The sequence below is a fragment of the Nostoc sp. DedQUE12b genome (assembly GCF_034530835.1).
GTDB lineage: Bacteria > Cyanobacteriota > Cyanobacteriia > Cyanobacteriales > Nostocaceae > Nostoc.
Genome location: NZ_JAVRCI010000020.1, coordinates 19,475 through 41,048, shown reverse-complemented (window position 1 = coordinate 41,048; position 21,574 = coordinate 19,475). Strand labels below are relative to the sequence as shown.

Sequence of the window (21,574 nt, the reverse complement as noted above, 5' to 3'; positions counted from 1 at the left end):
TCAGGAGTTAGGAGTGGAAAATAATAACTAATTCCAATCCTGTTCATCTTTCTTGCCACGGCTTTTGTAAATTCCACCCGAATCGTGAATTTGACGAGTTTTCTCAAAAAGCTCGGCTTCGGTCAAACCCCACTGTTGCAAGACTTTATCTAGGTCTTTTTGGATGTCTCTCGCTCCTGGAAACCCTTGATAGCGCATTCGCAGTCTAGCCAATTCTGCTAAGTTATAGTCTGTTGCCTCTTGAGAGAGTAAAATATCAATAAGGGGGCGATCGCGGTTATAAAGTGGATGTTGTTGGTCTTTACCGGCCGTTGCTTCAGTCATTGTCAGTCCTGAGTTGAGAGTGCTAAGTCCTAAGTTTTAAGTTTAGCTGACAGTGGAAAACAGAACAGACAAAAGAAAATTGTCAAATACCGAAAGCTTAACTGTCAACTTTAGAACTTCTGACTTTCCCCGTACTCCACTCAGCACTCCTACTAGACGGCAAGTACACCTGATGTCTTACGGCTCTCACCACTGCCACTTAACTTTAAATAAAGTTACATTGTTCTTAAGAAAATACAAAAAACTTTAGATGAGGGTGAATTTTATCTCACCCAAAGTCCAAGCAGCGAGGGAGCAAGAACCCATTATGTTTGAACACTTCACTTCCGAAGCCATTAGAGTAATTATGTTAGCTCAGGAGGAAGCCCGTCGCCTGGGACACAACTTTGTAGGAACAGAACAAATTCTCCTGGGTTTGATGGGAGAAGGAACTGGGGTTGCTGCTAAAGTGCTAGCTGAATTAGGCGTTACCCTCAAAGATGCACGTCGCGAGGTAGAAAAAATTATTGGTAGGGGTTCTGGCTTTGTACCACCAGAAATTCCTTTTACTCCTAAAGTAAAAAGCCTCTTCGAGCAATCGTTTAAAGAAGCTCATAGTTTGGGACAGAATTACATCAACACTGAACACTTACTCTTAGGATTAACCGAGGCTGGTGAAGGTGTCGCCGCCAAAGTACTGCAAAATCTAGGGGTTGACTTCAAGAGTGTCCGCAGTGCCATAGTTCGCCGTTTGGGTGAAAATGCACCGGCTTTTGCTGGTAGTGGTAATCAAAAGCGCACCCAACCGCTAACAATGGAAGAGTTTGGCAGAAATTTGACCAAATTAGCCCAAGAAGGCAGACTCGACCCCGTAGTTGGTCGCCAGAAGGAAATTGAGCGAGCGATCCAAATTCTCGGTCGCCGCACCAAGAATAACCCAGTCTTGATTGGAGAACCAGGAGTTGGCAAAACTGCGATCGCAGAAGGTCTAGCTCAACGGATTATCAATCAGGATGTTCCTGAAAGCTTACAAGACAAGCAAGTTATCAGCCTCGATATGGGGTCATTGGTAGCTGGAACTCGCTTCCGTGGCGATTTTGAAGAACGCATCAAAAAAGTTGTAGAAGAAGTTCGCACTGTGGGCAATATCATCCTGGTGATTGACGAAATTCACACCTTGGTTGGCGCTGGTGGTACAGAAGGTGGTTTGGATGCAGCCAACATCCTCAAACCTGCCTTAGCACGGGGTGAACTCCAGTGCATCGGCGCAACTACCCTTGATGAGTATCGGAAGCATATTGAGCGCGATGCCGCCCTAGAGCGTCGTTTCCAACCGATTCAGGTTGGAGAACCATCGGTAGAGGAAACCGTACAAATTCTCTACGGCTTGCGCGGTGCTTATGAACAGCACCACAAAGTCACAATTTTGGATTCAGCACTTGTCGCAGCCGCAGAATTATCAGACCGCTATATTAGCGATCGCTTCTTGCCAGATAAGGCAATAGACTTGATTGATGAAGCTGGTTCTCGCGTTCGTCTGCGGAACTCCCAAAGTTCTCCCAATAAAGAACTCAAGCGTGAACTCGCTGGCGTCACCAAAGAAAAAGAAGCAGCAGTCAGAGTCCAAGATTTTGACAAAGCTACACAACTGCGCGACCAAGAGTTAAAACTCGCAGAACAACTGCAAGCAACGTTTACATCAAACGAGCAACCTGTCAACTCGACTGTAGTTGACGAAGAAGATATTGCTCAAATCGTTGCCTCTTGGACTGGCGTACCAGTTAATAAGCTGACTGAATCTGAGTCAGAGTTGCTCCTACACCTAGAAGATACTCTGCATCAGCGCCTCATCGGACAAGAGCAAGCAGTTACGGCTGTATCTCGCGGTATCCGTCGCGCCCGCGTCGGTTTGAAAAATCCCAATCGTCCTATTGCGAGCTTTATCTTCTCTGGCCCGACTGGCGTTGGTAAAACAGAATTGGCGAAAGCACTAGCTTCCTACTTCTTCGGTGCGGAAGACTCGATGATTCGGCTAGATATGTCCGAATACATGGAAAGTCACACCGTTGCCAAGCTAATTGGTTCGCCTCCTGGTTATGTAGGATACGACGAAGGCGGACAGCTTACAGAAGCCGTGCGGCGGAAACCTTACACAGTGCTGCTATTCGACGAAATCGAAAAAGCACACCCTGATGTATTCAATATGCTGCTGCAACTCTTGGATGACGGTCATCTTACCGATGCTAAAGGTCGGAAAGTGGACTTCAAGAACACGCTGATCATTTTGACTTCTAACATCGGTTCCAAGGTGATTGAAAAAGGTGGTAGTGGTTTAGGCTTTGACTTCGACACTCAAGCCGACGCTAGTTATAACCGCATCCGCACCTTGGTAAATGAGGAATTGAAAGCTTACTTCCGTCCTGAGTTCCTTAACCGTCTTGATGAGATTATCGTCTTCACCCAGCTTTCCAAGGATGAAGTTAAGCAAATCGCCGAAATTATGCTTCGCGATGTTGCTAGCCGCTTGACAGAAAAGGGAATTATCCTAGAAGTTAGCGATCGCTTCAAAGAGCTTGTGGTACAGGAAGGTTATAACCCCAGCTACGGCGCTAGGCCATTACGCCGGGCAATTATGCGCCTCTTAGAAGATTCTCTCGCCGAAGCAATGCTATCTGGTGAAATTACAGATGGAGACACAGCCCTTATCGATGTTGATGATGACTCTCAAGTGAGAGTACAAAAATCAGAAAAACGAGAATTGCTCTTGGCAAATGTTGGCTAATTTTATACCCGATCGCTTTTTACTGTAATATTTGAGAAACACTCCAGCCTCTTGCGTAGAGCAGAGGCACAAACAGGGTCATCTCAGACAAACATCAAGTGAAATGGTATTATTTCTCACCCCTAGTAGAAATGCTAGGGGTTTTTTTCTGCGATTTATTTTGAGTGGGCAATACCCATCTATCCACTGTAGCAAGGGGAGGATTGAGGAGGGATATTATCACGGACATGAAATAACTTACGGTCTTTTTATAGTCTTCTCGGTTGACTTATGGCTCCTGACTCCTGCCCAAACAGTAAGTGGCTGCCCAACTTGCTTATACAGTAAGCTTTCCAGAATTACACCATTATTGTTAGCAGTGAGAGTTTTATTCGGCTGACGCAGAGACTCATAAAAGCCGTTGTACCAGCCATCTTGAGACTTAAGATTGCCTTGAACAAAATCAAATAACTGACGGGTATAAGCAGTGTTATAAAGCACATGCCAGCCGATCGCAGCTTTCGCACTGAGAAATCGCAAATTGTTGTGCTGTTCTCTAGTATCCGCGATGGTTGCCCAAGGTTGTCCGTTGACAAATAGGGTGCTGTAAACAAAGTATGGCGGGCGATCTAAGTTATCTTCGGTGACGGCAGTTAATTGTTTTGTCGCTTCATAACGCGCGGCTTGGGCAGCTAAAATGCGATCGGCATAAGCTTTAGGCAAAGCTTGAAACCCAGTTTCAATGCCATCCAAGATATAGGGTTCGCTAAGAACGTAGTTATTGGCTTCAGAGTTTTTATAGTCCCGTTTGTCGTAAGGAATTCCCTGTCCGTAAAGATCGACAAAGGCAGTATGGGACTGATAATCTAAAGCTTTTTTAACATCCAAGCCCCAAAGCTTCAGACCATAAGCAGCATAATTTTCATAGCCCAAGCGACCTTCTTGGTTGTATTGTTCTTTGCCTTTGATGACAGCAGTACCATACATTTGACCATTTGTGGTCAAACGCTTGACTTGCCAATGTTTCCAAACTGCTGCTGTTTGCGATCGCATTTCTGGATACTTTGCACCGACAATCTTTAGCCAGATTGCCATTCTTCCTAAATCGATGGCTGACCAGCCAATTTCTTCGCGTTTATCTAGTTGACCATAATTAACAGGTAGGAGAGTTTTCGCATTGTAAACCTTGTTGGGTAGTTCTCCTTTATACAAAGGCATTGATGCCAGTGTATTCAACATTTTGCTCATTTTGGCTTCAAATTCAGCCGCAGGTACGATATTCAGTTCTTTAGCACTAACTAAGGCTGCGATCGCTGCTGTCTGATCCCACATACTTATCGAGGCAAAGCCATCAACAGAATTGATCAAGCCAGTTTCATCGTTCCAGTTGCGCTGGAAGTATGACCAAGCTTGACGGGCCGTTGTCATTTCTTCTGGGGTCAGTTTTCCAACTCCAGGGGCAACGTATGGAATTATGGCTACTGTTAATTGATTCTTAGGAATCGGTTGACCTGGCAAAACTACGGATTTAGCATCAAGGCTGGCAATTATTTCAGCTTGATTTGCAATAGAGACAGGGGGTTGGGTTTTCTGTGGTTGAGAAGCAGTTGGGGATGTTGAGATTTCAGGTTTTTTTATAGAAGTATTGGAAAGTTGCTTAGACCAACCATTTAAAAGTGCGATCGCGATCGCAGCGGTAACGACTCCTCCTACAGTAGCTAGTATGGACAAGCTCTTAGGTGGTGGTTGAAAGTCAGAACTCATACTGATTAAAGCCTTATTTCGTAAGTCAGGGTTATTTGCGTAGTTTCACCAAATACATTCTTCCCAACTTTGAAATCTAACTAACAGCCAGAAGTTTACCTAATGGGAAAGATTAAAATTTACATTCCGCCCACTACAATAAAATAGTCACGCACCCGATCTCTGGAGTTCTAGCAGTGGGATTATTTGATGATTTGAGTCGGTTTCTAGAAAACCGTTTAGAAGAATTCTTGCGTAACAATCCACATTTGGAGTTAGAGGCGCTGCTAGAACAGCTGCGTGAGCAAGAAGAAGACACATTAAAGTTAATCGCAGATTTAAAATTACAAGAGAAGCGATCGCAAGAAGAAATTCTCTCCACTGCTCAAGAAATTCAGCGTTGGCATATCCGCATTCAAAAAGCCAAAAACGCTAATAGAGAGGATTTGGCGGCGGCGGCGGGTGAGCGAGAAGCAGCTCTGTTGCGCGAAGGAAATCAGCGCTGGGGACACATGCAAGGGTTGAAAGAACGCATTAACCAATCTCAAGAACTACTGAAAAAAATTCAGCAACGGCGACAAGAAGTGCAAGCTAAAGCCGCCGAAGCACAGACAGCCCGTGCTAAAGCCCAAACCCAGCAGCGTTTTGAAACCAGTGGTTGGTCGAATCAAACTAGCAATTTTTCTAGTGGGTTTGATGACTTAGAAGAGAAGTTTCGTAGCTGGGAAACTCAGGATGAGTTAGAACAAATGAAGCGGAATATGCAAAATTGACATCCTCCCACCACTGATTTGGAGTATCAAATGAGCGTAGGGAATTCCAAAGATCACTCTTTGGGCTTCCTCTTTTTGCGACTCGACTTACTTTTACTACGCACCTTGCTGTCTTTACAGCAAATTCTTTGCGTTGCCGACTGACCTTGAGGTGTTGACGAGATAATTTGTTTCTAAACTTAGCCCTGTTTTTAGCAGCTTTTTTGGATTTAGAGAAGCAATGCTGCAATCGTTTAAGATAAATTCTGCTATCTTCAATAGACTTCATTGCAAAATTATTTTATCGAAGAATGAAAAGATGGTTATTTACTAAATAGTTTTGGATCTTTAAATTTAACCTTACCTTATGGAAAAAATAAATTATCTCTGGATTAAATTGTGATAGTTTCATTATCGATAGCTTTTACAGGCAGTTAATGAAAGATGAAAAGTACTAAAACCAAAAAACTACTGAACTTACCAGTGCGAATTTGAGTTCACGCTCTTACTTTAGTTATTTTCCCGCACAGTTGATGAGATTTACAACAATCTACAAATAAGACTTGATTATGCAAAACTTGCAGTTAAAACGTGTAGTAATTACAGGTTTAGGAGCAATTACCCCCATAGGAAACACTGTAGCAGAATATTGGCAGGGGCTAATGCAAGGCCGTAGTGGTGTCGCACCTATTAGGTGTTTTGATGCCTCAAAACACGACTGTCAGATTGCAGCAGAGGTCAAAGGCTTTGATCCATGTGATTATTTAGAGCGCAAGGAAGTTAAACGTATGGATCGCTATGCTTACTTTGCAGTGTGTGCTAGCCTACAAGCGATCGCAGATGCTAAATTCACAATCACTGAATTAAATGCCCCTTTAGTTGGGGCAATCATCGGTAATGGTTGTGGAGGCATGAATGTTTTAGAAAAACAACAAGAAATTTATCTCACCAAAGGCCCCGACCGATGTAGTCCTTTTTTGATACCAATGTTTATTGCCAATATGGCTGCTGGATTAATAGCAATTCATACAGGAGCAAAAGGCCCTAACTCCTGTACAGTCACCGCCTGTGCTGCGGGGAGCAATGCTATAGGAGAAGCTTTTCGTTTAATTCAACAGGGTTATGCTCAAGCTATGATCTGCGGTGGTACAGAAGCACCCATTACCCCTTTATTAGTTGCTGGGTTTGCTGCTGCCAAAGCTCTATCAACTCGTAACGAAGAACCAACTTGCGCTTCTCGTCCTTTTAACTATGACCGCGATGGATTTGTCATGGGGGAAGGAGCTGGCATTCTGTTCCTAGAAGAACTAGAACATGCCAAAAGCCGTGGAGCTAACATATATGCAGAAATCGTTGGCTATGGGATGACCTGTGATGCTTACCACATGACATCTCCCATTCCTGGAGGTATAGGAGCTGCTAGAGCTATAGAACTAGCAATCAAAGATGCTGGTTTATCCGTGAATCAAGTCAGCTACATTAATGCTCATGGTACTAGTACGCCTGCCAATGATGTTAATGAAACCTTAGCAATCAAAAAAGCCTTAGGACAACACGCTTATAATATTAGTATTAGTTCGCCAAAATCCATGACTGGCCACCTTTTGGGCGGTTCTGGAGGTATTGAAGCAGTCGCCACAGCATTAACAGTTGCAAAAGATGAAATTCCTCCTACCATCAATTTAGATTCTCCTGATCCAGCATGTGATTTGGATTATGTTCCACACCAAAGTCGAAAACAGAAGATAGATTTAGCTATTTCTAATTCCTTTGGTTTTGGTGGTCACAATGTCAGCCTAGCTTTCAAAAAATTTACAGATTCTTAATTGTATTAAAATCTAATAATAAACCAACCCATCAGCATCAAAAATCCAAGGGATGGTTATAACTTAGATAGAAAACAAGATGTCAGGAGGGATATATGATAGGACATTTTGAAAGCGTTAATGCTAGGAATAGTAAGAATTATACTTTCTACCTTCTTACTCCTGTTATACGTTTTTACGTCTCTACTGGGGATCTATATAATACATTGCTCTTTCATCACTTTAGACAGATAAAAATCTCAGTTATCTTTTCAACAAGAGGCAGAAACTAGGTTTAGAACTTTATTTTTTAACATTACGGCTAAAATAATCTCTTTGAAATTAAAGTCTTGTGTGGCAAGGATTATTAGCTTTTTATCTGAAGAGAGTGATAAAAGAGCGATAGCAAATATTATTGTAATTAGGAGCAATTTTATCTCTGTGTTAAATTTGGTAAGTTTGTAAGTACGCTGTAATTAATATTTTTGTCTCTGCTAAAATTTGTTTGCGAAAGACTTGATCACGGGTAAGCGAAAGCCATAGCATCTCGTTAACAACTTTCACAACAGTTGTAGCAATTAATTCACTCATTGCAATATCTAAAGAAGGATTTCGCTGTATCAGAAAATGGGCAAGTTCTTTGAGAATTTGTGAGTCGTAATTATCTAGGGTACTAATATCGCTTGCTATCATCAAATCGATCAATTGTTCTAGTACAGCTCGATAGCCAGGATTATCGGTTGCAAACTGGTCAAAAGCGCCAACCATGCGCTCAACATAGACTTCGATTGGTACTTCGGCTAGTTCGGAGTGAAGTTGTACAAACAGTTGATATTCTTGCTCAAAATACTGATTTGCCCAAGCTTTAAGGATCGCTTTTTTATCAGGAAAAAACTGATAGAGCGATCCTATAGGAATGTCGGCACGAGATGCGATCGCTCTTGTTGTAGTCTGGTCATACCCCAGTTCAATAAATAACTGTTCGGCAACACCAAGGATGCAGTTGACGCGCTCCTGGCTACGTGCCTGCTTTGGCTGTCGTCTCGTTCTTACAGGCTTTGGAAAATTATCTGCCATTATTTAAAATTACCCTTGCATAATCTGAACAATGTTCATATTATAGATATGTGAACATTGTTCATATATTACGATAATTCCACTCATTAAAGATAATCCAATGGAGTCTATGAATTACAAGTATTTATCATCAGTCACAAGTAATCAGAGCGGGAAGCCACAAGCCAATGGCTCAATATGGACGAGTGTAAAAAACTTCTTTCGTATTTTTAAAACTACAAAAGCATTTTTGAAAGTACTTCTTGACGATAGAGGAAATCTAGATTTAGTTGAGGAGTTAAGTACTAGCCTAGTTGACAATCGAGCCTTCCAGCTCACTGTTGAGTCTATGAAAGCCAAGCCAGAAGTCGCCTCAATTATTGCTGAACGCTATATGGCTCCTCCCCACGATCTCAAAGCCTTGTTGGAATATCCCCAAGATTCCTTAGGCTATACCTATGCCAGTAGTTTGAAAGAGGCAGGTTTGCAGACAATAACGGCAAAAGTCAAAATTGACTCAGATACCAGCTATGTAGAAAATCGCTGGCAACAAACCCACGATATCTGGCACATTATTACCGGATTCGACACTAGTGAAATCGGTGAAATTGGTTTGCAAGCTTTCTATCTAGCGCAGTTTCAGCTACCCCTTGCAAGTATGCTCATCGCTAATAGCCTGATCAGTACTACATTATTGCAACCAGACGAACTATCTCTACTTCTAAGTGCGATCGCCAAGGGATGGGAAATGGGGCAAACAGCTAAACCATTGATTGCTCAAAAATGGGAAGAAGCCTGGGAAAAACCAGTTGCTGTATGGCAGGCAGAACTGAATATCCAACCCATTTTCCAGATTGAACCTGTGCTGACTTGAGGAACCTCAAATAGATAAGTGTACTATGGAAACTGGCATGGTCTACTGTAGAAGTAAAATCCAGAAAATGAACTAATAATATTTCACGAAGATACTGATACAGTTCACTTCTCCAGCCTCACGGCAGTGGTGTTTTGAGGTTTTACCAAAACACCACTGCCGTGAGAGCTTGCCTAAATGTATTAACTCTAAAGTGAAATGATATGAGAAAGTATGCAACTTCTGATCGATAATGTGCAGGGGAATCGCCTGATTGTGGTTTTCCCCTTACTTTGTTTATCGAAAGTTAACTTAAAAGTAAATGTTGCTTAACTTAATTTTTACTTTTAAGTATTATTGTTACTTCGATATACTGCATTAAGCTAACGAATTGCAAAAATCATTAGAATTATGGACATTAAGGAATCCACGCAATTTTTTAACGAAGATTAATTCGTCCAAAATTCAAGTAAGAAGTGATGTCAGTTCATGAAAAAATGGCACTAAAATAAGCCAAAACCCTTTTGAACGTTGGGTGTGAATGTGTAGCAGTGTAGGTGAAACGGAACATTCAACTGGGTTGTTCATATATTAAATAGTTCTTTCCCTAAAGCCCCTGCACCTTTGCACCATAATTATTCAGGATTTGTGGTTAACAAGTTTGTCATTTAGTCAATATATGACTTTTGCAATATCCAACAAATTTGATTGAGGATTTTGTTAGATGATCAAGTCTCAAGGCTTTAATAACTTGGCTGAGGTTCTTACTTACTGGACTGAGGTACAGCCTGACCGTAGGGCTTATACAATGCTCGATTCTCATGGTGCAGAGAATAGCTATATTACCTACAAAGATATGTACTCTCAGGCTATTGATATAGCCCAAGGGTTGTTATCTCAGGGACTGCGATCACAGAATGCCATTTTGCTTTATCCACCTGGAATCGAATTTATAGTTGCATTCTTCGGATGCCTTTATGCTGGGGTATTGCCTGCACCTATCCATATCCCAAAACACAATCGTTCCAACAAGAAAATTGCAGATATCGTAGTTGCCACAAAAGCCTCAGCAATACTACTTCCTGCTAGCCATCAACAAGCTTTTTATGATGTCTTAAGCAAAGAAGAAAACTGGCCTAAGGATCTGATTTATGTACCAACAGACATGACTAAAGAGGCATTGAACTCTCAGAAGTTACCTCTTCCAGAGATCGATGGCTCGGTGATCGCTTTCTTGCAGTTCACTTCTGGTTCGACCTCACTACCAAAAGGTGTGATGATTAGCCATAAAAATTGTCTCAATAACCTAGAGATGATTGTAGCCATGAGTCATGCCGATGCCGATTCTACTTCAGTATCTTGGTTGCCACACTATCACGACCTCGGTTTAGTCGCTCATCTTCTGCACAGCCTTTATAGTGGCGGTCATTGTGTGCTACTCGCCCCAGCAACCTTTGCCTCCCAACCAATACAATGGCTACGTGCCATTAGTAAATACCGTGCTGCATATACAGGTGCACCTAACTTCGCCTATCAACTATGTGTTGATAAAATCCAGCCCAGCGATCAAAAGACCCTCGATCTATCCTCGTTGCGGATGGCAATTAACGCCGCCGAACCCATCAATCCAGAAACTATACGGGACTTCTGTGAAAAGTTTGCGGAAAACGGATTCAAGCCTCATATGTTCCTCCCTGCTTATGGCATGGCCGAGGCGACAGTATACATATCTTCTGGATATGTTGATCAAGACCCAGTTTTTAAGGCAGTTGATTGGACAGCACTGGGTCAGTACAACATAGCCCAAGAAGCGACCGACAGCAGCAAAGAAAAGGTTTTTGTCGGTTGTGGACACCCTTGGCTAGACCAAAGAATTTATATTGTCGATCCTGATAAAAATTGTGTATTATCCCCAAATCATGTCGGAGAAATTTGGACTACTGGTTCTAACGTCATGGCTGGTTATTACAACAATCCAGAAGCCACGGACAAGACCCTAGTTTCTTTGCCAGATGACAGTCGGACTTACCTCCGTACCGGTGATCTGGGCTTTATTGATGAGAAGGGCGAACTATACATTACAGGCCGAATCAAAGACATCATTATCGTCAATGGTGTGAATTACTACCCCCAAGACATTGAGATTTGTGTGCAGCAGGCACATCCTGATATTCGCTTCAGTTGTGTCGCCGCTTTTAGTGTCCCAGGTGAAGCTGGCGAGGAATTGGTAATTTTTGCTGAATTAACAAAAACAGGTGTCATCAATCTGCGTCGAGCTAGTTATTTGGAGGAACTGGCTGAAGCTATTTGTCTCGCTTTGGGAGATAACTTCGAGATGCCCTTACGCCAACTCGTGTTTTTAGGACATATGCAAATCCCGAAAACATCTAGCGGCAAAATCCGTAGACAACAGTGCAAACAAGAGTTTCTCCAAAACAATCTTGATGCTCTAGCTAAATGGCCTAAAGAAGAATCTAGAACTCAATCAAAAGGAGACGTAAGTATGTTGAATATTGAAAAGACATTTGAACGGATCACATCTATGGGGCCAATGCACCTCAAGGTCTTTACTAGCCTCATACAGATTCTAACTAAGAGATATCAGGTACGAATGGCTGATTTTGATGTAGAGAAGTCAATCTTTTTCTATGGAATCGACTCTTTAAAAATCATTGAAATTCATAGCACACTTGAAGGGGAACTAGGTTGTCAAATTCCTACAGAAGCTTTTTTCTATGCGAATACCTTCTTGGGGATGATTGACGATATAGTTCGTGCCATCTCTGGTGAAGGCGGGTCGAAAGTTAGACTGACACACAGCCAACCTCTAAATATAGAAATAGAAAATGCTTTAGAATACCTTCTTCGTCGTCGTGACAACGAAGTTAGTGTAAGCCAGAGCCGTCAAACCAATACTTGCTTACTTACCGGAGCATCGGGTTTTGTCGGTACTTATTTTTTAAAAGAACTGCTCGACACTACTAATCTCAATATTGCTTGTTTAGTTCGAGCAGCCAATGAAGAAGCAGGTCTTCAACGAATCAAAAAAACAGCGCGAAAGTTCGATGTTCATTTCTTACCAGGATGGGAGAATCGCGTACAAATTATTATCGGTGATATGTCTAAGAAGCGATTTGGGCTAGAAAATGATCGCTATGAAGAATTAGCACAAAACATTGATAGCGTATATCATGTAGCGGCTGTAGATAACTTCTATCTACCATACGACATCATCAAAAATACCAATGTTATTGGCACTATTGAAGTTGCAGATTTCGCATTAGCCGGAAAGGTTAAATCTCTTTACAATGTGTCGAGTTGTGCCGCGTCCTTGCTAGAAGACTGCGCAAATCAACCTATCCCCATTGGTCTTGTTAATGGATATGCACAAACCAAGTATGTGACAGAGCAAATCGTATTACGCCTCGCAGAACAGGGATACCCGTGGGTCAACTACCGATTAGGCTATTTATATACCCTGCGGGTCAAGCATATCGAGCAAAACACCCCATTGAACAAACTATTTGCCTTGATAGAAAAGGCTTACGAGAATATAGACGACGACTTTTTTATCGATGAAGATGCCTTTGAGAATTTCCTCTGTGCCATTTCTCATATAGGTTGTATTCCTGATATGGATGCTGATTTCGATTTGATGTCAGTTGAATATGCGGCTAAGACGATCGTTTCTACATCGTTACTATCTATTAATGAGAGAAAACACAACTACACTTTTTATAATCCAGAACCACTGAATTGGTCTGATGTAATTAGCTACTTCCAGAAATTGAATAAGGACGTTGAGATTGTGCCACTCAGAACTTTTGTTGATAAGTATGAAGAGTATGTTCGGAATACAGATAAAAAGGGCATGAAACTATTGAAATCAGTGGTATCACCTGAGTTAGAAAAACAATTTAATACGATGTTCAGGAATATCAATACAGACCAAGTTGATACTTATTTACACTGGTGTCCGCCATGTGAGAAGCAGTTTACTCATCAATATGTAGATTTTGTGCTAAGTAGTGCTGAATAACTGAGTGTTTAACTGGTGTCAAATTAATTGAGTACTGGCTAGGGATAGTAGTAAAAAAACCTGATCTACATTGGCTTGAATCTATCTGGTAAGGTGCGTTATAGACATTAGTCTTAACGCACCATCAGAGATTTTCAGTGCGTTAGGCTGTGGCATCACACCTCCTACAGGCTTATCATCTGTAGACTTTTCATGATTACCTAAACAAACTTTATTCAAGAAAAGTCGTTAATTTTTTCTTTCATAATGCAAGTTATCACTATGTTCACCATTTTTGTCCTACTATTCCCTGATATAAATTACCAGAAGCACAGCAGGGCCTATGTGCAGATAATCTAGATATTTTATACGGTATCCTAGATACTTATAGACAATTATGGAACAACCAAATTGATGTTGATAGCCTAGATCATCTTCGTATTGGCATTTACCTCTATTTTGGCGAAGATATTAATCACCTATTCTCTATTTCTTTTTGCCACTCAACCTGACCATGAAGACCAAAGCCAACTACAGAGTATGCTTTTCAGACAACCTCTGAAGGATAGAAACTGTTGCTGAAAGTGCCGCTGCGATTCCAAGTTTTTACAAAAGTAAGGTTAAAGAATAATGCTACATCATTCAACTGAAGTTCGCTTTGTTAATTCAGAAATTGGATATGGTATTTTTGCCACTGAACCAATTCCCAAAGGGACTATTGTTGTGTATGAAGATCCTCTTGATATAGAGGTTACACCAGACAAGTTTGCTTCTTTAGATGTAAATTTTAGGGAAATGATCGATTTTTTTGCTTATGTGAATATGGAAGGTAATGTCGTTTTGAATTGGAATAATGCCAAGTATATAAACCATAGCTGTGACTTTAACACTCTTATTACTGGATATGCGGTATCCATTGCCGTAAGGAATATTGCTGAAGGTGAGGAAATAACATTAGATTATGCCTTGCTTGATGCATGTTTCAAATCTAACGATAGAACTTATGCGGTATGTAAGTGTGGTAGTCAGAACTGTAGGAAAGATATCCGTGCTGTAAACTATAAAACTTATTCGCCGATCTGGTTTTCTCGGATGACTGAGGCTTTGAATTGCGCTCTGGACGTTAGGCAGCCATTGTTAGATTTTATGGATTCTGAAAGTAAAGAGAATCTCATAAATGCCTTACAGAGTAATCCTGATTATTCGCAATTCCAGTTAGTCTTAATCCAACAGCGACAAGCTAATTTCTACGAGAAATGGGGTAAACTGCTCGCAGAAATAGGGTAAGCTTCATAGAAAGTCGGCTATTCCTCTCCATCCCCAAGAGAGGGATAGTTCCCCCGCCGACTTGGGGCATTGGGCATTGGTGACTCTTCCTTATTCCCCATTAGGTAAAACTTCATCTCCTTGTGGGTGGAGTTTTTTATACATCCTCTAAAATCAATAAGAAATAGTTTAATGAATGAAGCTCAAGACAATAATTCTGCTCAAAATAGCTCTATTGTTCGCCTTGGAAGAATAGCTGATATTATCTTCGCACTGGCAATGGCACAGTGCTTCTTTACTCTTGGTTTTCCAGAAGAGCTTCAGCAGCCTACAAATTCAGAAGTTTTTAGATTTTTACTAGCTCAAGTAAAACCACTTACCAGCTATGCAATCGCATTTGTTATTGTAGGTTACTATTGGCTTGATCATATTAAGCAATTTAGGTATTACAAAAAATCAGATGATATTCATATATCACTCTACTTACTCTATCTGATGAGTATGTTTCTGATTCCTTATTCTGATACCTTAGTCATCTATTTTCCAGGAAATGCAATTGTCAAAATCTGCTTCAGTGTAAACACTACGCTGATTGGGTTACTATCATTTGCGAACTGGACTTACGCGACTCATAAGCATCGGTTAATTACTCCTGATCTAGATAGTAAAACTATTATTTTGACGCGATGGATAATCTTGATAGAGCCTGTTTTCTCATTATTTACAATAGCAGTCGCTATTATAGATCAATCTTGGTGGGAGTATGTCTGGTTTTTATTGCCGATTCCTTATCTCTTGACTGAGAAGATATTTCGCAAGAATTATGTTGACAAGAATGAGCAAGACAACAATTATTTTGAGAATAAAGTGTAGTTTGCTTCTATCCTCAAGCTTTTCCAACTATTATTTATTTTTCTCTCCCTAAAGTAATAAAACAGGGAAATGATACTTGAGCAAAGATTTACTGTAGTGAAATGTATATGCTGCGATCGCCGTTATATTTTCCTAACTTTCGCTGGCTATGGTTAGGACAAACGCTGATTTTGAGTGCTGCTCAATTTTGGTTTGTCTCGTTGACATGGCTGGTACTCCAAAAAATGGGTTCAGGATTGGCTGTTGGAACTGTATTAGTGGCGGCTGCCATTCCACGAGCATTGTTTATGTTAATAGGAGGTGCAATTAGCGATCGCTTGTCAACCAGAAATGTTGCCATCATTGCTGCGACGATTAATACTGTTTTGATTGCCTTGGCTACTGCTTTATTAGTATTTGATGCTGTTCGACTGATATATTTGATTGCGATCGCTATTCTGTTTGGATTGTTGGAAGCTATTTTATATCCAGCGATTCTTGCCCTACTGCCTCAATTAGTCAGAAAATCCCAACTGGCAGAAGCAAACGCTTGGATGCAGGGTAGTGAACAGATCACCGAAGTCATCGGTCCTGCTGGTGCAGGTTTTATAATTGGTGCGTTTGGGTTAACCATTGCTTTTGCTATCAATACACTCATATTTGCGTTTGGTAGTTTCTTTATCTACCTGGTTCGGATTCGTCGTCGCCAACCTCTTGCTACTGAAACACAGGAACCAGCTTTGATAGGTGAAATTATTTTAGGTTTAAAATATGCCTGGACACAGCCTCCCATTCGCATCAGCCTATTGCTCCTAGCGATGATTAATTTCGCCATGTTAGGGCCAATCATCATCGGTGTTGCAGCCTTAGTCAATGTCCGGTTTGAAAGTAACGCCACAACATTTGGTTATCTGCAAGCAGCTTACGGTATAGGTGCATTAATCGGAGTCTTAGTTGCCAGTCAACTTAGTGCAGTCAAGAGTCCCAAAACCCCCCTGATTTTGTTGTCTTATGGTCTGGGTGCAGGACTAATAGCACTAGGATTTGTGCAGCAGCTTTGGATAATATCAGGAATAATTGGACTGATGGGCATAGGGGGTGGAACTGTCACTGTACTGGGTATAACTTGGCTGCAACAGAATACAGCTGCAAATATGCAGGGAAGAATCATGGGTCTAACAATGTTTGCGGCTGTAGCTCTTGATCCTTTGTCTCAGGCTATTTCTGGAGCATTACTTGAAGTTAGCCTAACAGGTTTATTTGTAGGAGCCGGAACTATAATGTTACTCACTGCCCTAGTTTCGTCGATAAGCCAAACTCCTGAAGTAAAATCAGTCATCACTAATTTATCGTTCCCTATTTGTGAACCTGTGATTTCGGTGCATAACCTCAATCATTATTTTGGGTCAGGTGGATTACGCAAACAAGTGTTATTTAACATTAACTTAGAAATTTATGCGGGGGAAATTGTAATTCTGACTGGACCTTCCGGCTCAGGTAAAACTACTCTCTTGACTTTAATGGGCGGTTTGCGTTCTGCTCAAGAAGGTAGTTTGAAAATTTTGGGGCAGGAAATTTGTGGAGCTAATAAACAGCAGTTAGCTAAATTACGCCGCCAAATTGGTTATATTTTTCAAGCGCATAACCTGATGACATTTTTAACTGCTCAAGAAAATGTGCGTATGTCATTGGAATTGCATAAAGAGTATTTAAATAATGATATAAACAGCAAAGCAATGACCATGCTAGAGGCTGTTGGTTTAGCAGAGCGTCTCAATTACTACCCCGAAAATCTTTCTGGTGGGCAAAAACAACGGGTAGCTATTGCTCGTGCTTTAGTGAGTTATCCTAAAATTGTCTTAGCTGATGAACCTACTGCCGCACTCGATAAAAAATCTGGGCGCGATGTTGTTGAACTAATGCAGAAGCTCGCTAAAGAACAAGACTGTACCATTTTACTTGTTACCCACGACAACCGCATTTTAGATATTGCTGACCGCATTATTTATATGGAAGATGGTCAACTTAAAAGCAATCATCACGAGTAAGTATCGACTCAATAAATAGGGGTAGCCGAGAAAAATAAAAATAACGAGGGAGGGTTTTTGGGCTTTCTACATAGATTTGGGAATTATAACTAATTAGCCGGATATGAGTATGACTTAATCAGCTCTTTCTCTTAATTCTCTTTTTTTGGCGAAGGTATTGGTCATTAGACCTGGCTTAAAAATAGAGGCTGAAACAACGCAAAATCATTCCCAGATTATTTTCATTGTTCCTTGTGAGCGCAGCTCATGGAGTCTCTTGCAAAAATATATTTTTGCACTCTTAGGGAAAAGGGTGCATGTTAAAGGGAAAGGATTTTGAGTTTCTTTACCCTTTTCCCCTGCCCCTTATCCCCAGCTACGGTGTACACACAAGTCCTAAAAACCTAGCTTGATAAGACTTTCCTGTTTTTCCTCGTTCCCAGTCGGAGACTGGGAATGCATTCATTGAGTCAGAGACTCAATATCTGACTGGAGGCAGAGCCTCTAAATCAGGCATTCCCATGCTCTTCATGGGAACGAGATCAACGAGAAAACAATGGAAAATCAAGCTTTTTTCGACTTGTGTGTACACCGTAGCTTATTCCCAGAGGGGGCCCCACCTTCCCCTTTACCCCGACAAATGCCAAGAAGTCTATTAATTACCAGTTATTAGTACTAATGACTAGAGGCTAAGGACTAATGACTTGTGGCGGCGGGAAACTATCCCGAAGACCCTTTGAAAGGATGAGATTCCCGCCGATTTTTTAAAAATCGAAGGTTGTGCGAAGCACACCCACATACTGCGTATCATTTCTGCTATCGTTTTCCGGGTTGAGAATCACCCAAAAACCAGGAGTCACTGAGATGTTGTCATTTAGTCGATAACGATAAAATGCTTCGATATGGTAAGCATTGTCTCGCTCTTGACGGACATCACTGTTAGAAACATGGGGTGGTATACCAAAGAGAATTCCTGGCAGATTACCTCTACCACCCACATCAGGAAACGACACACCAATCGCCCCAAACCAGACATTGGCATTGTCACCATTGTTCACAAATACAGAATCTGTTCCACCCCTACCATTAGAAATATCACTCAAACCAGAACTCTCGGCATTTGCCCAAATATATCCACCCCAAGCGTGAACTTGGAAATTCGGGGAGAAGCGATAGTATCCCTGTGTGCCGACAATATCGTTGGAAGTAGCAATGTTGTTGCCAAAGGGAGCGTTTGACAAGACGCTACCCGTCCCAGCTGCGACATCGGGTACTCCAGCAGGACTATAGCCATGAGAGTAGGCAACACCGATCGCTCCTTGCTTACCATAATAGGCTAAGTGCGCTAGGGCATTGTAGCCACCATCAAACAACCCGTTGCTCGCCGATGGCACATTGGGAGTGCTTGCTAAATAGCCCAAGGTGAGAACCAAGTCTTTGGTAATGTTCCAGTTAGCGGCTGCACCGCCGCCACCTCGCCGGAATAAGGGACTGTACGATCCAAAAAGTGAGGGAACCCCATTGCCGTCGTCAGCAATTGTGGGAGGAGTGACGGTAGTTGAAATGTCGGTGTAACCAATGCCTGTAGGCCCAACAACGAAGTTTAGGGATTCACTGACTGGGAAGTAATAACGGATGTGGGGGACAAAAAGTGTATTGTTGCTGTCATAATCGAAATTCAGGCGTGTCATCCCTGTGCCTGTGGCTGCGGCAATTTGGCTTGCACCATTGGAATTCGCAAAGTTGCCAAACTCCAGCCGGACTCGCAACAAATCTTTGCCCGTAAAACTGCTCTCAAAGTTGAGACGACCCCGATTTGCAAAGTAGAGATTGGATTCATCATCTTCACCACCTACTCGATCGCCAAAGGTATCACTAATAGCGGTAATAATTTGAGCATTCAACTTAGTAGTTGTGGAAAACTGCTGCGCCTCCAATGTTGCTGTCTGTGCCTCTAAGGTATCTACTCGTCCGCGCAGAGTTGTCAGTTCTGCGGCAAAGTCTTGCTGCAACTTTTGCATCACTGCCAAATCTTGCTTATTAACTAAATCGCTAGTAGCTGTGGCAATTAACTCATTAATCCGATCCAAACAAGCATTTAAACCTGCGGCAAACTCATAACGGGTTAAGGCACGGTTGCCGCGATAGGTGGAATTGGGATAACCTGCAATACAACCGTAGCGTTCGACTAACGATTGCAATGCACCAAATGCCCAATCGGTTGGTTGTACATCAGAAAACTGGGAAACAGAAGTGACTTGTCCCTGCAAAGTCCGATTAGCATCTGTTGCATTCGGATCGTCTTCTGGAGGTACTGCCCAAACTGCTGGAATTGCCAAAAATAAAATAAAAAAGCTAGGAAAAATAGTTTTTAGCATTGATTTATTAATTTAAAATGGTTGAATTACGAGCTTGTAACGAAAGAAGTTATCCTCGAACCAAAGTATGAGCTAATCAACATTAAAGTTACATATTTTAAGTTGGAGTTTTAGCTCACTTCAAGCAATGTTATGACTTTTTGCTCATTGCTGCTTTTCATAGCGGCTTCTATAATTTTCATTACATTAATTCCGTTTTCGGCAGTAACAGCAATTGGCTGATTACTAACAATAGATTTATATACTGCATCGTAATAATCTAAATAACTGCCCTGTGAACTTTTGACTTTTTCCCGAATTACTTTTGTGTCTTTTTCTGTATGAAGCAAGCCATATTCACTTTCCGGTTCTGTATACCAATCAAGTGTGTTAGGCTTCATACCCGCCACTAAATACTCTTCTTGTTTATCGGCTCTGCTTTTAAGAAAAGAACCATGAGTGCCATGTATGATGTAGGCAGGTGCAGGTTCACGTACAAGGAAACCTGCTTTTAATTTGACGCGCAGTTTGTCGTAGTATAGTATCAACTCAAAACAATCATCTACCTGCGATCGCAGCCTAGTTATACGGATATCTGCAAAAATAGCATTGGGCATTCCAAATAAATGCAAAGCTTGGTCTATTAAGTGCGGCCCTAAATTGTTTAATGTTCCTGCCCCCGGACTGGGAACTTCAACATGTTGTTTATGACTAAGGGTTGGCTTATATTTTTGAAATTGAAATTCTGCTTCAACAATATCACCTAATAAGCCCGCTTGAACAATTTTTTTGACTGTTTGAAAATCACTATCCCACCTCCGGTTTTGATATATAGATAATTTTTTTCCCTGTTTGTGTGCCAATTCTTTGAGGTGTTCTGCTTCTGCTACCGTTGTGGTGAATGCTTTTTCTACCACTATATGCTTATCTGCAAGCAATGCCTGTTTAGCATAATCGTAATGGGTATAAGTGGGTGTATTTACTACCACCAAGATTACTTGCTCATCTGCTAGCAATGCTTCCAAAGAAGGATAGCTTTTAACATCAGGATAATTTTCCTGTATCAGCTTTTTGCTTCTTTCCCAAGAACCAGCTAATTTAAATCCGGGATGTAAATCAATAAACGGCGCATGAAATACCATGCCGGATAAACCAGATGAACAAAGAGCCGTATTGATAGTTTCCATCTTTTTAGTGATTGACTGAAGCGAGAGTTTGTATTTAGTTCACCAAATTAATTTTGATAAGTTCGTAGTGGGTGGCTCTAACTTTCATCTAAGCACTAAAGTGCTTACTACAAATGTAATAATTCAGCATTCAGAACTCAAAAGTCATAATTGAAAAGGAATGCAGCATGATTAGTACATTTATGTATCCAATTATCTCCTAATTCTTTAACTATTCTGAATTCTGAATTCTGACTCCTGAATTCTTACCTTAATACTTGTAGCAAAATCAGACTTGATGAAGAGTACAAATTACATATCCTCTAACTCAATTTCTTTGGTTTCTTTAATAAAAAAGAGAATGAAAAAGAATGAGGTAGCTGCTGCAACTGTATAGAGTCCATAGGCAGAACCTAGACCGAAATATTGCAGTATCGGAGGAAATGTTGTCGAAATGAGGAAATTAGCAACCCATTGCATAGCAGCAGCAATCGAAAGTGCGCACCATTGATTACAGCAGTGCCAAAACCGAATAAAAACCCGCCGAGGGCAGCGGCACCAGCGATCAAAATTACATAAAACGTGCTGGCTTTACGACGAACAGTAGTAGAAGAC

General features: G+C 41.3%; 14 protein-coding genes and 1 pseudogene. 8 read left to right on the top strand and 7 right to left on the bottom strand.

Annotated features, from left to right (window positions below):
• Positions 1–27: 27 nt before the first annotated feature.
• Positions 28–324 (bottom strand): DUF3288 family protein, encoded by a 297-nt coding sequence (locus tag RMY16_RS12590; protein WP_322666353.1) that lies wholly within the window; start codon positions 322–324, stop codon positions 28–30.
• Positions 325–631: 307 nt separating this feature from the next.
• Here RMY16_RS12590 and RMY16_RS12585 point away from each other — a divergent pair, with 307 nt between their 5' ends.
• Positions 632–3,085, top strand: coding sequence for an ATP-dependent Clp protease ATP-binding subunit (locus tag RMY16_RS12585; RefSeq protein ID WP_322736705.1), 2,454 nt, complete (start codon positions 632–634; stop codon positions 3,083–3,085).
• A gap of 237 nt (positions 3,086–3,322) precedes the next feature.
• Here RMY16_RS12585 and RMY16_RS12580 read toward each other — a convergent pair whose 3' ends face one another.
• Positions 3,323–4,828, bottom strand: coding sequence for a DUF3131 domain-containing protein (locus RMY16_RS12580; protein ID WP_322666350.1), 1,506 nt, complete (start codon positions 4,826–4,828; stop codon positions 3,323–3,325).
• 176 nt (positions 4,829–5,004) lie between these two features.
• Between RMY16_RS12580 and RMY16_RS12575 the strand changes: the two genes are divergently transcribed.
• Positions 5,005–5,580, top strand: coding sequence for a TIGR04376 family protein (locus tag RMY16_RS12575; protein WP_322736639.1), 576 nt, complete (start codon positions 5,005–5,007; stop codon positions 5,578–5,580).
• Positions 5,581–5,671: 91 nt separating this feature from the next.
• On the opposite strand, the pseudogene RMY16_RS12570 reads toward RMY16_RS12575, so the two are convergent.
• Positions 5,672–5,839: pseudogene (locus tag RMY16_RS12570) on the bottom strand (transposase); the annotation flags it as partial.
• Positions 5,840–6,128: 289 nt separating this feature from the next.
• Here RMY16_RS12570 and fabF point away from each other — a divergent pair.
• On the top strand, positions 6,129–7,385 hold the full coding sequence (gene fabF, locus RMY16_RS12565; RefSeq protein ID WP_322736638.1) for a beta-ketoacyl-ACP synthase II: 1,257 nt from the start codon (positions 6,129–6,131) through the stop codon (positions 7,383–7,385).
• A 423-nt stretch (positions 7,386–7,808) separates the two neighbouring features.
• Here the strand turns inward: fabF and RMY16_RS12560 are convergent, their stop codons facing one another.
• Positions 7,809–8,441, bottom strand: a complete 633-nt coding sequence (locus RMY16_RS12560; protein WP_322736637.1) for a TetR/AcrR family transcriptional regulator — start codon at positions 8,439–8,441, stop codon at positions 7,809–7,811.
• A 100-nt stretch (positions 8,442–8,541) separates the two neighbouring features.
• On the opposite strand from RMY16_RS12560, the gene RMY16_RS12555 reads away from it, so the two are divergent.
• The 5 genes from RMY16_RS12555 (at position 8,542) to RMY16_RS12535 (ending at position 17,457) form a co-directional block, all read left to right on the top strand.
• Positions 8,542–9,294 (top strand): Coq4 family protein, encoded by a 753-nt coding sequence (locus RMY16_RS12555; protein ID WP_322736636.1) that lies wholly within the window; start codon positions 8,542–8,544, stop codon positions 9,292–9,294.
• A 703-nt stretch (positions 9,295–9,997) separates the two neighbouring features.
• Positions 9,998–13,312 carry an AMP-binding protein gene (locus RMY16_RS12550; RefSeq protein WP_322736635.1) on the top strand — a complete coding sequence of 1,105 codons (3,315 nt, stop codon included), beginning with the start codon at positions 9,998–10,000 and terminating at the stop codon, positions 13,310–13,312.
• Positions 13,313–13,921: 609 nt separating this feature from the next.
• Positions 13,922–14,578: an SET domain-containing protein gene (locus RMY16_RS12545; RefSeq protein WP_322736634.1), complete on the top strand. Its 657-nt coding sequence runs from the start codon at positions 13,922–13,924 to the stop codon at positions 14,576–14,578.
• Positions 14,579–14,749: 171 nt separating this feature from the next.
• Positions 14,750–15,430: a TMEM175 family protein gene (locus tag RMY16_RS12540; protein WP_322736633.1), complete on the top strand. Its 681-nt coding sequence runs from the start codon at positions 14,750–14,752 to the stop codon at positions 15,428–15,430.
• A gap of 101 nt (positions 15,431–15,531) precedes the next feature.
• Positions 15,532–17,457: an MFS transporter gene (locus RMY16_RS12535; protein ID WP_322736632.1), complete on the top strand. Its 1,926-nt coding sequence runs from the start codon at positions 15,532–15,534 to the stop codon at positions 17,455–17,457.
• Positions 17,458–18,200: 743 nt separating this feature from the next.
• Here the strand turns inward: RMY16_RS12535 and RMY16_RS12530 are convergent.
• From RMY16_RS12530 to RMY16_RS12520, 3 genes are all read right to left on the bottom strand, one after another.
• Positions 18,201–19,814, bottom strand: a complete 1,614-nt coding sequence (locus tag RMY16_RS12530; RefSeq protein ID WP_322736631.1) for an iron uptake porin — start codon at positions 19,812–19,814, stop codon at positions 18,201–18,203.
• A gap of 110 nt (positions 19,815–19,924) precedes the next feature.
• On the bottom strand, positions 19,925–20,980 hold the full coding sequence (locus tag RMY16_RS12525) for a Gfo/Idh/MocA family oxidoreductase (RefSeq protein WP_322736630.1): 1,056 nt from the start codon (positions 20,978–20,980) through the stop codon (positions 19,925–19,927).
• A gap of 291 nt (positions 20,981–21,271) precedes the next feature.
• Positions 21,272–21,451: an MFS transporter gene (locus tag RMY16_RS12520; RefSeq protein ID WP_322736704.1), complete on the bottom strand. Its 180-nt coding sequence runs from the start codon at positions 21,449–21,451 to the stop codon at positions 21,272–21,274.
• Positions 21,452–21,574 lie beyond the last annotated feature (123 nt).

Coding starts and splice junctions, on each gene's coding strand:
- RMY16_RS12555 (WP_322736636.1), top strand. CDS start 8,542: ATGGAGTCTATGAATTACAAGTATTTATCATCAGTCACAAGTAATCAG.
- RMY16_RS12585 (WP_322736705.1), top strand. CDS start 632: ATGTTTGAACACTTCACTTCCGAAGCCATTAGAGTAATTATGTTAGCT.
- RMY16_RS12530 (WP_322736631.1), bottom strand. CDS start 19,814: ATGCTAAAAACTATTTTTCCTAGCTTTTTTATTTTATTTTTGGCAATT.
- RMY16_RS12540 (WP_322736633.1), top strand. CDS start 14,750: ATGAATGAAGCTCAAGACAATAATTCTGCTCAAAATAGCTCTATTGTT.
- fabF (WP_322736638.1), top strand. CDS start 6,129: ATGCAAAACTTGCAGTTAAAACGTGTAGTAATTACAGGTTTAGGAGCA.
- RMY16_RS12550 (WP_322736635.1), top strand. CDS start 9,998: ATGATCAAGTCTCAAGGCTTTAATAACTTGGCTGAGGTTCTTACTTAC.
- RMY16_RS12535 (WP_322736632.1), top strand. CDS start 15,532: ATGTATATGCTGCGATCGCCGTTATATTTTCCTAACTTTCGCTGGCTA.
- RMY16_RS12580 (WP_322666350.1), bottom strand. CDS start 4,828: ATGAGTTCTGACTTTCAACCACCACCTAAGAGCTTGTCCATACTAGCT.
- RMY16_RS12525 (WP_322736630.1), bottom strand. CDS start 20,980: ATGGAAACTATCAATACGGCTCTTTGTTCATCTGGTTTATCCGGCATG.
- RMY16_RS12545 (WP_322736634.1), top strand. CDS start 13,922: ATGCTACATCATTCAACTGAAGTTCGCTTTGTTAATTCAGAAATTGGA.
- RMY16_RS12590 (WP_322666353.1), bottom strand. CDS start 324: ATGACTGAAGCAACGGCCGGTAAAGACCAACAACATCCACTTTATAAC.
- RMY16_RS12560 (WP_322736637.1), bottom strand. CDS start 8,441: ATGGCAGATAATTTTCCAAAGCCTGTAAGAACGAGACGACAGCCAAAG.